At 40.0% G+C, this 15,130-nt stretch carries 11 protein-coding genes; 4 read left to right on the top strand and 7 right to left on the bottom strand.

What is annotated here, in order from left to right:
* Positions 1 to 22: 22 nt before the first annotated feature.
* Entirely contained in the window at positions 23 to 997 is a 975-nt protein-coding gene (locus tag JNUCC41_RS20080; protein ID WP_192204511.1) for a TAXI family TRAP transporter solute-binding subunit, read from the bottom strand.
* Between the two features lie 441 nt (positions 998 to 1,438).
* Between JNUCC41_RS20080 and JNUCC41_RS20075 the strand changes: the two genes are divergently transcribed.
* Entirely contained in the window at positions 1,439 to 2,362 is a 924-nt protein-coding gene (locus tag JNUCC41_RS20075) for a LysR family transcriptional regulator (protein ID WP_228467390.1), read from the top strand.
* A gap of 221 nt (positions 2,363 to 2,583) precedes the next feature.
* Here the strand turns inward: JNUCC41_RS20075 and JNUCC41_RS20070 are convergent, their stop codons facing one another.
* Entirely contained in the window at positions 2,584 to 4,635 is a 2,052-nt protein-coding gene (locus JNUCC41_RS20070) for a sigma-54 interaction domain-containing protein (protein ID WP_192204509.1), read from the bottom strand.
* Positions 4,636 to 4,924: 289 nt separating this feature from the next.
* Here JNUCC41_RS20070 and JNUCC41_RS20065 point away from each other — a divergent pair, with 289 nt between their 5' ends.
* On the top strand, positions 4,925 to 6,346 hold the full coding sequence (locus JNUCC41_RS20065) for a YfcC family protein (protein WP_192204508.1): 1,422 nt from the start codon (positions 4,925 to 4,927) through the stop codon (positions 6,344 to 6,346).
* A gap of 37 nt (positions 6,347 to 6,383) precedes the next feature.
* On the top strand, positions 6,384 to 7,556 hold the full coding sequence (gene iadA / locus JNUCC41_RS20060) for a beta-aspartyl-peptidase (RefSeq protein WP_192204507.1): 1,173 nt from the start codon (positions 6,384 to 6,386) through the stop codon (positions 7,554 to 7,556).
* Between the two features lie 641 nt (positions 7,557 to 8,197).
* Here the strand turns inward: iadA and JNUCC41_RS20055 are convergent.
* The 5 genes from JNUCC41_RS20055 to JNUCC41_RS20035 form a co-directional block, all read right to left on the bottom strand.
* A complete protein-coding gene (locus JNUCC41_RS20055) occupies positions 8,198 to 9,190 on the bottom strand; it encodes an NAD(P)/FAD-dependent oxidoreductase (RefSeq protein ID WP_192204506.1) in 993 nt (330 codons plus the stop codon).
* 244 nt (positions 9,191 to 9,434) lie between these two features.
* Positions 9,435 to 9,683 (bottom strand): ferredoxin, encoded by a 249-nt coding sequence (locus JNUCC41_RS20050; protein ID WP_192208247.1) that lies wholly within the window; start codon positions 9,681 to 9,683, stop codon positions 9,435 to 9,437.
* An 86-nt stretch (positions 9,684 to 9,769) separates the two neighbouring features.
* The gene (locus tag JNUCC41_RS20045; protein ID WP_192204505.1) at positions 9,770 to 10,564 is read right to left on the bottom strand and encodes an alpha/beta fold hydrolase; all 795 of its coding nucleotides are present in this window, start codon (positions 10,562 to 10,564) and stop codon (positions 9,770 to 9,772) included.
* 244 nt (positions 10,565 to 10,808) lie between these two features.
* On the bottom strand, positions 10,809 to 11,597 hold the full coding sequence (locus JNUCC41_RS20040) for an SDR family NAD(P)-dependent oxidoreductase (RefSeq protein ID WP_228467389.1): 789 nt from the start codon (positions 11,595 to 11,597) through the stop codon (positions 10,809 to 10,811).
* Between the two features lie 348 nt (positions 11,598 to 11,945).
* Complete coding sequence (locus JNUCC41_RS20035; RefSeq protein WP_192204504.1) at positions 11,946 to 13,226, bottom strand: MFS transporter; 1,281 nt, start codon at positions 13,224 to 13,226, stop codon at positions 11,946 to 11,948.
* A gap of 703 nt (positions 13,227 to 13,929) precedes the next feature.
* Between JNUCC41_RS20035 and JNUCC41_RS20030 the strand changes: the two genes are divergently transcribed.
* Positions 13,930 to 14,952, top strand: a complete 1,023-nt coding sequence (locus tag JNUCC41_RS20030; RefSeq protein ID WP_192204503.1) for an NAD(P)H-dependent amine dehydrogenase family protein — start codon at positions 13,930 to 13,932, stop codon at positions 14,950 to 14,952.
* Positions 14,953 to 15,130 lie beyond the last annotated feature (178 nt).

Genomic DNA, 15,130 nt, shown 5'->3' with positions numbered 1-15,130 from the left:
GCGAGCTACCGACCAAATTGCATTACTTGGAAACACCTTTTTCTTTAAAGTATTTTGCTGCTCCAGGATGAACTTCCATTTCCCCTAATCCTTCAAGTGCAGTTTCTGCTGTAATGAACTTGCCTTTTGCATGTGTGATCTGATCTGTGTTGTCATAAACAGCTTTAGTCATTTCATAAACTAAATCTTCATCAAGATCCTTTGTAACTACTAACATAGCTTTAACAGCAACTGTTTTCACCTCGGATTTAATTTTGTACGTACCACTTGGAATTGTATCTTCAGCATAGTATGGATACTTTTTAACCAATGCTTGAATTTTGTCCTCTGCAATAGGCAGGATAATGATATCATTTTGTACGGACAGCGCCTCAACTGCACCAGTTGGCGTGCCTGCCGTAATGAAAGCTGCGTCAATATTTCCTGCTTGAATTCCTTCGGCCGACTCATCGAATGATAGATTTTGCCCTTTAATATCTTTCTCAGACAAACCATGAATCTCCAGGATTTGCATGGCATTGATGTATGCACCAGAACCCGGTGCACCTACTGATACCTTTTTACCCTTTAAATCCTCGATTGATTTAATTCCGCTTTTGGCAGTCGTTACAATTTGAACGGTTTCAGGATATAAAGAACTGATGGCCATTATATTGTCAATGGGTTTCCCGTCGAACATTTCTGTTCCTTCAAGTGCATATGCGGCGATATCCGTTTGCGAAAAAGCGATTTCAGCCTCTCCGGCCCTTAATGTTTCCATGTTTTCGGCCGAGGCACCAGATGTCTGAGGTGTTATATTCGCTTTTGTTTTATCGGAAATGATATTTCCAATTTGTCCTCCAAGTGGATAGTATGTACCTCCCGTTCCACCAGTCAATAGACTCAGGTTTTGGTTTCCGCTGCCCGAGACATCTGATTTACTGTCTCCGCAGGCCGAGATAATACCGGTGACCGTCAAAATCATGACCAATAAAAAGCACTTATGAAATTTTTTCATAAAACTCCCCCCTCATGTGTTTTCTTCATCCGCAAGAGATGATAGTGTTATTATTCTACCGAACACCTTACTTTCCCTTTTTTTACAAAATAAGACATATGAATCTAAAGCACTAGTAATTGATTATAAAATTTTTATATAAATCGAAATAACAAGCGTAAATGTGTAAAAATACCTATTTAAAATAAAGAAAATCCGCTATCATATAGTAATATTTTACCTTTTATTACCTATTTCCCCTTTCTTTAAGGATAATATTGACTCTTCCATTTTAGAAATATATTATTGTTATAAACTTATAAGTCTATATTATAAAATGATTTTCCTAGCATATTTCTAGCCTTTAATCGTTATTTCCCGCTTTTGTTTGAGAGGGAATATTAGAAGTCAGCCCTTTCTTTTACCGGCCATTTTAGCCTTTTACTTTCAAATCCAACTGAAGTGGGTGATTGTTTGAATTTCCTATCCCTCCGCTATTTCATAGAGGTTTCTAACCATCTGAGTTTCAGTGAGGCTTCGAAAACCCTGCATATATCCCAGCCCGGACTTAGCCAACAGATTTTATCCCTCGAAAAACAATTAGGATTTAAATTATTGAATCGAACGACAAGAAAAATTACATTGACGGAAGAAGGAGAGTACATCTATAAAAAACTAGCTCCTTCCTTTGAAGATATTGAGAAAACAGTGAATTACATAGTTGAAAATAAAACCATTCCCAAACCTAAACTGAAGATTGCCACCGTCCCCTCTGCAGCTAGCATATTTATCCCTAAGCTATTGAAAAAGATTGTGGGTGAATACCCGGAAACGGAATTTTACGTGCATGAAACAACATCTTCAAGGGCAGTAAAACTCGTAAACCAACAAAACTATCACATCGGTTTCATCCGAACGCCCATCCACAGTAACATCATCGTTAATGAAGGATTAAGCATGATTGAATTCATGAGGTTCCCTTTACAATTAGTCGTTTCCATTGATCATCCCCTAGCCCAAAAAGATGCTATACAATTATACGAAGCTAAAGACGAACCTTTTATCCATTATGATGCCGTTCAAGCACACTCCCTTCAATTCCTTTTAGAAAAGGCTTGTCTAACTGCTGGATTTTCACCTAAAGAATTATGCAAAGGCTCTGAATTACTGACGATCGCCAATCTCATTTCAAATAACTTAGGCGTAGCCCTCATGCCGGAAGATATGGTGAGTTTGTTGGGAAAAAGCCAAGTCAAAGCCTTGAACATCGATAATTCGGAATTATCCAGTTCCATATCGGCAGTTTGGAAAAACACGGATGCATCAAATCTGACTAAGCATATTTTGAAAACGTTAGAGAATGATCATGATTTTAAAGATATATGAGGTAGTAAAAATTTGCGAAAAAAAATCGGAGTGAAAAAGGGTCAATTATAATTAAGAACTATACTAATCTGTATAAAAAGCCCCATTTCTCTTGTGACACTGAGAAATGGGGCTATAAAAATTGTAATTTCAACTCTTAAACTTCTTATTGGCGTTGGGGCGGGACCCCTTCCATCACTTATTAAAACCTTGAAATTGCAAACTCTTCTTATAGGTAGTGACTAATTATATCCATGCATAGCATGCTTTGACTTAAGAAAATATAAATACTCCATCCCCTCAGCGGTGATCTTAGTGCCGGCCCTTCCTCTGCCTTTGACGACAAATCCTTCGATTTCCAAATTATCCAAGCGGCGACGGATTTGCTGAGGGGACAAGACAAAGTCCGATTCATGACTCTGACTAGCAATAAGTTCTCGACTTGCCGCTTTTCCTTTATCGTTGTATTGCTTGATTACTTCCAAGATGAAAATTCGCTCCTGAATTTCCAGTATACTTTCACCGACGGGATAATCTGCCGTAACACTTCCTTCCCCATGCCCGTGCATGAACGGAAGGTCAATCTTCGTCAAGACATTCCCCTCACAAACCGTCAGCATGTAATCGATCGTGCTTTTAAGTTCCCTTATGTTGCCGGGCCATTCATATTGCATGAAAAACTCCATAACGTCTTGCTCCACTTTTACCCACTTCCCGCTTTTTGTGATGAGATGCTTTATCAAAAGTGGAATATCCGCTCTTCTCTCTTTTAGTGACGGTATGTAAAGATTGAGTACATTCAGACGGTAAAACAAGTCTGTTCTGAATGAACCGTCCCGCATCTTTTCATGAAGATTTTTATTCGTCGCGGTGATTACCCTAACATTTATGGGAATGATTCTCTTGCCGCCAATTCTGCGTATTTCACCCTCCTGAAGAACTCGAAGCAGATGGGATTGAACTGTGAGACTTATATCACCAATTTCATCCAAAAAGATCGTCCCGTTATCCGCCATTTCAAACAGTCCTTTCCTGCCTCCCCTTTGTGCTCCTGTAAATGCCCCTTCTTCGTAACCAAACAATTCACTTTCAAGTAAAGTTTCTGTTAAAGCGCTGCAGTTGACTGCTAGAAACGGCCCGTTCTTTCGCAATGAATGCTCATGAATCGCATGAGCAAACAGCTCTTTTCCTGTTCCTGTCTCTCCCTGAACCAAAATCGGATGCTCAGACAGGGCAAGCTTCTTGGCAATCTGCTTACGCTCTTTCATTACTTCATTTTCGCCAATAATATCTTCAAAGTTGTATTTTGAATAAAAGCCTTGATTTCGCATTTCTCTTTGTGCAGTCTTTTCTATTTCGAAAGCTTGGTGTACGCTTTTGAAGGTTGCGACGATTGTATTTTCTTTCATCATTTGCAATCGAAAAATCACGACATCCACTCCGTCTATGTTGAAGAACTTGCTTTCATCATTACTTCCCATGATGAAATCGATAATATCCCGGCGATTCAATACATGCTCTAGATACTGATGAACTACATCTTTTGCATCAACATGGAACAATGCCGCAAGCTGGTTATTGAATACCGTTATCAGCCCTTCCTCGTTAACGACCAATATGCCGTCATCGACAGTCCCCAACACATTTTGGATATGATCGCTCATTTGCTTGGCATCACGCTCTGCATATAACAGCTTACGTTGTAATTCAATGATATTGCTAATATACCTTTCTGAAATCTTCGAGGATATATCCTTGTGTAGACCACAGCATTCTACAACTTCCAAAATTGTTGTTATATCAAAAAGACGCACACCTATATCGATTACTTCTTTTATGTAAGAGGGACATAGGTGAGTTTCTCCTGGTGAAACGGCGATTTGGACATTCTCATAAAATAATATCCCCTTCCTGAAAGGAATAAATTGAACATGATCGACACCAAGCTGATATAAGGATTCAATAAGGTTTATAGTTGCATCATCATCATCATTCACCAAAAGAACGGCCGAACCCGCTGGTATTCTTAATAGCTTGTCAATGTATTCATGATTAACCGTTCTCTTTCCGACGATTATTTTCTCGGGATTTACGCTATACATTCCCTCTTTCTTATCATAAGCGGCATCTGATGAAAACAAGATCATTCCATCTCCAAGAGAACGAGGTATTCCCTCATCGGTAGAATGGCTTTTGACATGCACGTAGTCTCCAAGCAGTTGTTCCAGTTGCTCCTGCAAGGCTTCCTTAGTTTTTGAGCTTCCCGCTATAAGTGTAAGTGAGGATTTTGACATAAAACACCTACCTGTCTTTAATTGGTACTATTATATCACCAAAAAGAACCAATAAAGACCTAAAAATTCAATTCAACCATTAAGTTTTCATAAAAATCAATTACCCCGTATTGGCACAGATTTTGCATATCTATTGACATTGATGACATTGACGTCCGTTGACATGCCTATGGTTTTGAAAAGGAGGAAAAAGCAGAATACTAGAAAAACAGATGAAGGTGATAGGCCGGCAATATTTTGTAAGCATATTAGTTTCATGCACTCATTTTATTACAAAGGAGAGACACTTATGAGCCGATTAGAAGAGAAAGCTGTTTTGCTGGAAACAGCGGGGGAAAAAGAGAGAAAAATCAATGTTTTTGTATTGCTGCTCTGCATTCTCGCAATAGCAACCCTATTTACTTACATCTTGCCGGCCGGGGAATATACACGGATCGAAGCAGATGGACGGACAACTGTTGACGCCACTTCTTTTAAATGGATAGAATCTGCTCCGGTGGAATTGTTCGATATGATAAAAGCTATTCACACAGGAATGGTTGAAGCCGGCAATATCATCTTTTTCTTGTTGATTATTGGAGGGTTTTTCGGTGTTTTAAGAGCAACAGGGACGGTTGATGTGCTGATCGCCACAATGGCTCGGAAGTTGGCGACACGTGAAAAGCTATTAATTCCTGTCGTGATGCTGTTTTTTGCTGTAGGCGGCTCCTTAATGGGAATGGCGGAAGAAACTCTAGCATATCTCCCTCTTATCATTCCGCTAGCTTTGGCTCTCGGATTCGATACAATTACAGGAACCGCCATCGTCATTGTTGGGGCATTGTCGGGATTCACGACTGCCATCATGAATCCATTCACAGTAGGACTTGCGCAAGGAATTGCTGAATTGCCGATGTTCTCAGGAATAGGGTTGCGCCTTATTTTATTTATTATCGTCTACCTTGTTTCCGTTCTTTATATCCATCGTTACGCAATGAAGGTAAAGAAAAATCCTTCCATCGGAATCTATGGAAAATATACAAAAGAAGAATCGAAAAAACTGCTGCAATCAAGTGTGAAGTTAACTGCGAGACATAAGTTCATCTTAGGCAGTTTCTTAATTAACTATATCGTCTTGGCGTTTGGGGTCATCAAGTTCCAATGGTACATGACAGAAATCGCTGCCTTATTCATCATATTGACAATTATCATTGGAATCATCGGAAAATTGTCTGCCGATCACATCGTCAGCTCCTTTACCAATGGATCTGCAGCCTTGCTGGGCGGTGCTTTGATTATTGGCGTATCACGCGCCATTCTTATTGTATTGAATGAGGGACATATCGTCGACCCTATGCTCCATCAAATATCTGAAGCCATTCAGCATATTCCGGCCTATTTAAGCGTTGCCGGCATGTACAGCTTCCAAACTCTCATTCATTTTATTTTAGCTTCCGGCACCGGTCATGCGATGTTGACCATGCCAATTATGGTCCCGCTCGCAGACTTATTGGATATTACACGTCAAACTGCGGTGTTGTCTTTCTCTTTTGCGGACGGAATTGGAAATATGATTTTCCCGACCGCAACCACCTTGATGGCGGGCTTGGCAATTGCAGGCATACCTTGGACAAAATGGGCGAAGTGGATCCTGCCCCTGGTACTCATTCAATATCTAATCGGATTAATAGCCGTCATCATGGCTCACTTCATCGGATATGGTCCATTCTGATAAAAATCATGAATTAATCACAGGAGGAAAAAACACATTGCTTACTTTAATCAAAAATGGCGAGATATACTCACCCAATTACTTAGGACGGAAAGACGTTTTGATCACAAATGATAAAATTGCATTCATCGATGACAGAATCGAAATTCCTAACAACTTTGCTCCTATTCATATCATTGATGCGACCAACCTTCTAGTTGTTCCAGGTTTCATAGATTCACATGTTCATATTATTGGCGGAGGCGGTGAGGGCGGATTCAAAACCCGCACCCCCGAGCTGATGCTTACGGATATTACGACTTCCGGCATTACAACCCTGGTCGGCTTGCTCGGTACGGACGGAACTACGCGTAGAATGGAAAGCCTGCTTGCCAAGGCCCGGGCTCTTGAAGAAGAGGGTATTTCCTGCTTCATTCATACAGGTTCCTACCAAGTGCCAGTAAAAACATTGACAGGAAAAATCGAAGATGACCTTATTTTCATCGACAAAATCATCGGTGTCGGGGAGATTGCCATCTCGGACCATAGATCATCAGAACCCACTTTTGAAGAATTGGCCAAAATCGCCGCAGCGGCACGCAACGGCGGTATTCTGTCAGGAAAAGCAGGTATTTTAGAAGTTCATGTAGGAGATGGAGATGGCGAGCTCTCGTTGTTACATGCTATTGCTGATAAAACCAACATTCCGATTCGGCAGCTCCACCCGACACATATCAACCGAAATGAAGAATTATTCAAGGCGGGAATTGATTACGCTAAGCGCGGCGGGTACGTAGACTTTACAACAAGCACCATTCCTCAGTTTCTGGATGATGGCGAAGTGAAGTGCAGCATTGCCTTGCGAATGATGCTTGAAGAAGGGATACCAGTCGAACACATTACCTTCTCTTCTGACGGACAGGCCAGCCTCCCGTTTTTCAACACCCATGGAGAGTATGCGGGCCTTCAAGTGGGAAAAGTATCTTCGCTATATCAGGAAGTGCGTGATTCTGTTTTAGAAGAAGGAATTCCCCTTGAAACGGCACTGAAGGTCATCACCACTAATCCCGCACAAGTGCTGAAACTATCAAACAAGGGCAATATCCAAACCGGGATGGATGCAGATATCGTACTATTGCAAAAGGAAAATTTGGCAATCAGCACGGTAATGGCAAGAGGACAAGTTATGGTAGAAAAAGGCATTCCTTTGATAAAGGGAACATTTGAATGAGTTTAGACAAGATACCCGTTATCGAAAAATTTTCACGACTCGCATTGTTTAAGATTTCGTATTAAGTATCACCTATCCTTTGGTCCGTATTTCGCAGAAGTCCATCCTAATTTAATCATATTCATACAATGGTAAAAAGCATGGTCACTGGCCATTATGAATATTTTGTTGTTCCGATCGATTCAGCTCTTAAATTATTTGTTTCAGCCATCATAGGGGCAATGGGATCTTATTTCACCAGAGGTATAACCGAACCGCCCCATGTGTGGCAGAATTACCGTGGATGTCGTTAGAAACGAACCCGCTATTTACCATTAACAAGCATGATCATTTCTATCTTTTACTTACAAAGTTTAATATTGTGAAAAATCGCTATAGGGGCGTTACTTAAACAAACTAAAAAGTCGAATTCCTAACCGTGAAGGAATTCGACTTTTAGTTTTCAGTCATCTTGGCCTGTCTCCTTTGCTGAACTATCAACTGTTAGTTCATAAGGCAACTAAACCTGTAAAGCCCCGATTTCTGCTTTAAGTTTCATCTCCATCCAAAATCAGGACTATCGAGACCCCTATTCATCACTTTTATTCTGGATTCTCGCTACGTACTTTCATTTCTTCAGAAGAGTCTTGATGCCAATTATATCAACCAAATAAGGAAGTACTATGCAATGGCTGAACTTTCGCCATGGGGTCAATATACGCTTTGGCATTATTAACTGCCGTAGGACCTTCACCAAATCCGGAAGCAATTAATTTAACCTTTCCATCATACGTACAAATATCCCCGGCCGCGTAAATGCCTGAAATGTTCGTTTCTTGTTTGGAATTTACGATAATTGCATTTTTATTGATGTTTAGACCCCACTCTTTAATCGCTCCAAGAGAAGAGACAAAGCCGTAATTAATAATTAAATCATCTACGTCAACCACTTCTTTTTGTTGAGTCTTTGTATGCTCTAAAACAATTTGAGTAATTTGATCTGCTCCAACCAGCTCGGAGGGAATATAAGGTGTTTTGACCTCAACGGAGGAATTCACTAATTTTTCTACACTATGTTCATGGGCACGGAATTTATCTCTTCTGTGAATCAATGTTACCTTTTTTGCAATCGGTTCTAACATAAGGGCCCAATCAACAGCAGAATCCCCACCGCCTAGAATCGCCACTTTTCTTCCTTTAAATCGGTTCATATCATTCACGAAATAATGCAAATTCTTATTTTCGAACTGTGTTGAATCGTCCAATTCCAGTTTACGGGGTTGAAAGGCTCCATTTCCAGCAGTAATGATTACTGATTTAGAAAAATGAGTATCGAGGTTTGTGGTGATCTTAAATGTTCCGTCTTCTTGCTTTTCCATCTGTTCAACTGCTTCTTCAAGACAAATGGTTGGTTCGAATACTTTCATTTGTTCTTTTAAATTCTCTATCAATTCCTGCGCCCTTACTTTTGGAAATCCAGCTATATCATAAATGAATTTTTCGGGATAAAGAGCCGAAAGCTGTCCTCCCAATTGAGGAAGACTTTCAAGGATTTTCACCTTTGCTTGCCTCATTCCGCCATAGAACGCCGTAAACAAACCAACTGGGCCGCCGCCAATAATTGTTATGTCATAGACTTTCTTATCTTCTGTCAATGTAATCACTCCTTGTTTTTCTAAGTTGGTTGTTCATACTGAACATGAACTACAGGTTGTAAGGGATTGACTTGTAATGTCTCCACAAGTATTTCTTCCTTTTCCTCTTCTAATAATGATGGAGAAGATCGGTTAAATATCCACCCTTTCAAAAGACAAACTAGTGACTTCAATTTCCTTAGTTTTAAAATCTTTAAATCTATAATCAGTAGAAACGCCCTTATTGAATATATTTCTATATATATTATTCAAATTTATTAGGATTACCATCAAAGGATACTTGAGCCACTTTTATAGAATCGGTTGGACATCCTTCTGAAGCATCTATCATATCTTCCTCGAGTTCTTCAGGTATAATCACTGCCCCGCCATTATTATCCAATATAACATACGCAATACCTTCTTCATCGTAATCATAAATATCCGGAGCTGAAGCACCACAAGCTCCGCAGGCAATACAAGTTTCTTTATCCACGATTGTAAAATTAGCCATTTTCACTTTCCATTCCTCTCTATAATCTAAAACCTTTTTTCCTAAGGCATTTAGAGAAGCCTTAAGCAATCGAATTTGTTTTTTCCTTACTCAATATCGTTCAAAAATTCCAAAATGCTTGAATTAAACTTTTCAGGATTTTCCTGGTAGCACAGGTGACCGCCCTCTGGAATTATCACTAGCCGGGAGTTTATTAACTCTTCATGAATTGCTTCCGACTCCTTAATAGGAGTTACAGTATCCAACTCACCGCAAATTACAAGAACAGGAACATCTATATGAAATAACGATTTCATTTGATTTAGATGATAAAGTGAATATGCTACCGAACGATATCCTGCTGGTCTTATCTGTGTCATAATCTCTTTTACTCGTGTATGTACTTTTTCTGAAGCATGGGGGGATAGCAGTGCATGTATCCTCTTTTCCGCTATCTCCTCAGTAGATTGGTTTTCAATTGAAAATAATCGATTTTTCAATTTTGTCTCATTCTCTTCCGGAGTTAGAGCAGCAGCCCCTCTTGTCGAATCGGCTAATATTAGTTTATTAATCTTATCTGGGTACAGGCAACAGTACTCTATCGCAATTGCCGCTCCCATTGAATGGCCGAGCAGGTGGATTTTTCCCAACTTTAGCTGATCCATCAAGCCGTTCAGAATACGCGCAAACTCTTTAAAACTTCTAAATTCTTCTGCTGGATCTGAACTTTTCCCATAACCCGGGGCATCCCAGGCAATTACTGTATAATGCTCATTTAATTCCTGGATCTGTTCCTTCCAAGACTGTGAATTATTGCTCATACCATGTAATAATACTAAAGGTTCCCCAGTGCCCTCTATTTCATAATGAATGCTTAAATCTTCTACTTTTACGTATGGCATGCTATCAGTCCCCCTTATTTGTTTTTGGCAAAACTTTTAACAAACAGTTTTGAAAACTGTAATAACTTGAAATATATTTACTTAAACTAGAAAATGATTTACTAAATTAATATTTCGCCTGGAAAAAGCTTTCGTTTTGATTTGATTTAGAAATTGCTTCCTTTTTCTTGAAGATAAGCAGGAAAATCGACTTTCGTTCCCGCCTTACAACTTAACTTAAACAGTATTCAAAAACTGTGCCAGCTTAGCCAAGTCCTCGCACTGACAATCCGCCGTCGCTGGAAATGATTTCACCGGTTATCGCGCGTGATTCGTCAGAAGCTAACAGTACATACGCCGCAACGTGATCTTCCGGCATCTGGGCAAGTTGAAGAATATTCCGTTTTTTAATGCTGCTTGCTTTCGTATCATTATCGACGATTTTCACAAATGGGCGCAGCGGTGGAATCACCGTGAGTGCTGTCAATGTCCCCCCTGGGGCTACCGCATTTACCCGGATGGAAGGAGATAGTTCGAACGCAAGCTGGCGCATCAATCCAATTTGGGCGTGTTTGCTCGCTGTGTACCAAACACCGCCGCCATCTGGATAAAAACTTGCACCGGATACGGTAAAAATAATATTGCCATTTGTTTTTTTCAGTTCTTCAAGTGCGGCTTTAGCCCCGAAAAAAGAGCCTTTTACGTTAATGTTGAGAAGGAAATCATACGCTTCGAAAAGCGCCTCAGGAGTCACATCGGCAAATTTGGCAAATCCATCGAACACGCCGGCATTCGCAACGAAAACATCTAACTTTCCGAATTGCTCAACAGTAGCTTGGACCGCTTGCTCATTGTCTTCGTATTTGCTTACATCTCCCTGATAAGTAAGGATATTTTCACCAAATTCTTCTTTCATTTTCGCTAACTTGTCTATAGAGCGGCCGATAATGCTCACTTTTGCTCCTTCTTGTATAAAACGGCGTGTGACAGCTTCCCCTATTCCAGAAGCTCCCCCTGTAATCAATACGACTTTATCTTTTAAGGCCATGCCCATTGTCTCCACCCCTTCTGCTATCTTTCAACCGTGATGAACGGTTATCCTAAGATCCATTCAAGCATACGACTTGTACGCGAGTATAATTTGTTTTATATTCAAAACAATGTTTTTTCATATAAACAATTCTAAAATGTAATCGCTTTATTGTCAATGTAAGCTGCAAAAAAACTGAAGCCATCGTTCGGGAAAAAACGTTACTTGTTCTCTATCAATCTGTGGTTATCCTTACTCCTATGTACCCTTCAATGAGTATTCAAGATTTCATAGTGGTTTCTCAGTAAGAATCCAGCACTCTTCTTACTGAGCGACCCTACTAAAAAAAGTATTATATTAACTTTTTGCTCTCTATAAAGCTAATTTGTTTCCTGTCGTATTACTTAGGTGATATTCGGCAACTTCTTGTTTAATCATAAACAAGTACGCCACAAACCCTAGAGTGGCTGCTACGATCAGCATAGCAATGGATGGACCAAAATCACCTCCGGACATATCGCGGCTCCACCCCATAATATAGCTTGAAAATCCACCCATAATATTTGTGAACCCCATTAAACCGGCTGCGCGACCCGCTGTTTCAGGCGTTGAAAACTTGATGATGAAGAAATTGGTTAGATGGAACATTCCCCCCTGAGTTCCCATTGCGAGCCCCATTGAAACGCCGGCAAAAATAGGATTTGGTGCAATGACAGCGATCGTCAAAAATATAGCTGTCAGTATGAACAGAATCGTCGCAAGCAAACTCGGGCGCTTCGTTTTGTCAGCCAGAAATCCTCCAGCCAGGACAAATCCGAGCGCGAAAAGCCACGATAATGAAGTAATGCCAGTCATTGCTTCCCTTTCAAAGCCTTTTGCCTCAACGAGATATGTAGGCAGCCAAATACTGATTCCAAAGAAAAGAAAGGACGACATCAAATTGCCGAACCAAACAATCCAATAACGATAATCCTTTGCAAAGAATTGCTTCGACTGAACAGCATCCGCTTCGTCTTTTTGGCGAATATAGGAGACTTCTTCCTCACTCATGCGTGGATGTTCTTCTGGCGTATTACGAGTCAAAAACAGGAACATGGGAATATTTATAAACAAGTTAAAGGCGGCGAGAGCAAAGAACGCGGCCTGCCAATGAAACGTTGAAATAATTAGAATGAGCATAACAGTACCCACTGCCGGGCCAAGGTAGTTACCTGTAATCCAGAATGACTGTGCCCTTCCTAGCTCTCGTTTATTAAACCAATTCGAGATGAATTTACCCGATATCGGGATCATCATACCTTCCCCAATTCCGAGGATGACCCTACTAATCAAAAACATTTCGTATGAAGTGGACAGCCCTCCCATGACCATTGTCGCTGTCCATACCAGTAAACCCAAAACGGCTGTTTTCCTTGCCCCTAACTTGTCGATAATAACTCCCCAAAAAATGTTGGAACAGGAGTATGAAATCATGAATATAAAGGAGATCAAGCCAATTTTCGCATTTTTATCCAGGCCAATTAAACCAAGATCACTTAAGAATCCCGGATCTGTTTGGATAACAGAGATACCTACTTTATCAATCTGGCCGAAAAACCAGAAGAAAAAAATAGGAATCGCAATGTACAGCCATCTTTTTTGTCCTTGTAACATGTTATTTCCCCCTTTTAACAGGCTCTTTTGAATGCGCTTTCATGATTTCAATAAGAAAATGTCTATTAAACTTCATCAACTCCCCCTTTCCAAAGACAGTAGCAATTATTGTTTTATATAAAAAACAATGTTACCGATATTTAATGTTATATTGAATTTTCATAATAGTCAATAATATTCAGTTTTATATTTTTTCAACAGAAAAAGTAGTTTTATATACAGAACTAAATATGGTGTTGTTTCGATGAAAACAACCCGAAACAACACCTTAACCGAGCCTTAAGTAATGCACCTCAATAATTTTTTTGAAACTTCATTAACCGAAGCAAGAAAATGTCCATCATGTCCAAAATCCGGGGATACTACGGACTGAAGACCTACTTAGTCTAGGTCCATTCAAGTAAAAGGTTTTAAACGTGAAAAGTATGGCGGTTTCTCCAAGCAGATAACCTTGGATTCCTGTCCAACACCCCAATATATGCTGCCGCTTGAGGTGATAAAGCATATGATTCGTCAACCGCAATTCCACAACCCCTTCGATGGGTAACACCGTTGAATTATGATTCTCCACTATATCCTTTCATTCATTGTCGTATTTCCTTTTATAACGATTCTTTATAAATATATAAAAATTAACTATTTTTATTATTTATCACTCAATGTTAGCATTTTGTTATAAGTTATTTGAAAGGATGAGAGATGAATGACAATGCAATTTTCTGAATTCGCAGTATTCGGTCTGGGTCCCATCGGTATTGAAATTCTACGCAGTGCTTATCAAACGAATCCTCAATCGATTATCGGTGTTGTCGATATTGACCCCGAAAAGGCAGGAAAGGATATTGGCTTACTAATCAATGAAAAGGAAACGAACAAGTTTGTAGTTTCCCATATACAAGAAGTAAATACGGAAGCTGACCACCCTATCGCATTACATGCAACCGGTTCCAACGCACAACATGTTTGGCCCCAGATCAAGGAGCTTCTAGATCACGGCTTTTCAGTGGTTTCCACCTGTGAACAGCTTTCTTTCCCTTGGCATCGCTACCCTCAACTTTCAAAGGAAATAGATGATTATGCTAAAGCAAAAGGGCTTAGTGTCATTGGGACCGGAATCAATCCAGGTTACATCATGGATACTATGGCCATTTCTTTTACAACAGTATTGACCACAGTTAACCAAATCAAGGTCAATCGTAAAGTTGATGTTTCGAAAAGGCGCCTCCCCTTACAAAAAAAGGTCGGAATCGGGATGACCAGAGAAGAATTTGAATTTTTAGCTGAACGGGATAAAATTGGGCATGTAGGTCTTGAGGAGTCTGTTAGGTTAATCGCTTATGGGCTGAATTGGGAACTTTCAAGTGTTGTCAATACCATTGAACCAACGATTGCAAGCGAAAATATGACCGTTCCGCTAACTACTATAAAACCTGGGGATGTTAATGGGCTTCATCAAATCTCCACGGGCAAGACCCTGGACGGAAAGGAAATTTCCTTGGATTTAACGATGTCTGCAGGTATTAAACAAGAAGATGAGATCGTTATTGATGGGAACGAATCCCAAAGGCTGATTGTTCCCAATGGAATTTTTGGAGATACCGCAACCGCTGCGATGATTATCAATACCGCTAAACAAATGGATGCCCTCCGTAAACCTGGTTTACTTACAATGGCTGACATCGGGGTGCCGAGAAATATAAATCAATCTGACTTTGTGCATATTTAATGGCTAACCATCACTCTTTCGTATAAGTCTTACTATATTAAAAAAGGTGAACCGCGAATGGTTCACCTTTTCTTCCTGGCTCAGATAGTATTGCATACCAACATGCCAAAAAACCACCATATGCGGTGGCTCTGCTTCCTGCATATAGAATCCACTATCTTATGTACATTATCTTATT

It is taken from the genome of Brevibacillus sp. JNUCC-41, from assembly GCF_014844095.1.
GTDB classification, from domain to species: Bacteria; Bacillota; Bacilli; order Bacillales; family DSM-1321; genus Peribacillus; species Peribacillus aracenensis.
The sequence above is the reverse complement of the archived record's forward strand: the minus strand, read 5'-3'. Positions and strand labels throughout refer to the sequence as shown.

What these genes read in the sequence shown, in the direction of transcription:
- JNUCC41_RS20080 (WP_192204511.1), bottom strand. Translation starts at nt 997, where the DNA reads ATGAAAAAATTTCATAAGTGCTTTTTATTGGTCATGATTTTGACGGTC.
- JNUCC41_RS20070 (WP_192204509.1), bottom strand. Translation starts at nt 4,635, where the DNA reads ATGTCAAAATCCTCACTTACACTTATAGCGGGAAGCTCAAAAACTAAG.
- JNUCC41_RS20065 (WP_192204508.1), top strand. Translation starts at nt 4,925, where the DNA reads ATGAGCCGATTAGAAGAGAAAGCTGTTTTGCTGGAAACAGCGGGGGAA.
- JNUCC41_RS20050 (WP_192208247.1), bottom strand. Translation starts at nt 9,683, where the DNA reads ATGGCTAATTTTACAATCGTGGATAAAGAAACTTGTATTGCCTGCGGA.
- JNUCC41_RS20045 (WP_192204505.1), bottom strand. Translation starts at nt 10,564, where the DNA reads ATGCCATACGTAAAAGTAGAAGATTTAAGCATTCATTATGAAATAGAG.
- JNUCC41_RS20040 (WP_228467389.1), bottom strand. Translation starts at nt 11,597, where the DNA reads ATGGGCATGGCCTTAAAAGATAAAGTCGTATTGATTACAGGGGGAGCT.
- JNUCC41_RS20035 (WP_192204504.1), bottom strand. Translation starts at nt 13,226, where the DNA reads ATGTTACAAGGACAAAAAAGATGGCTGTACATTGCGATTCCTATTTTT.
- JNUCC41_RS20030 (WP_192204503.1), top strand. Translation starts at nt 13,930, where the DNA reads ATGACAATGCAATTTTCTGAATTCGCAGTATTCGGTCTGGGTCCCATC.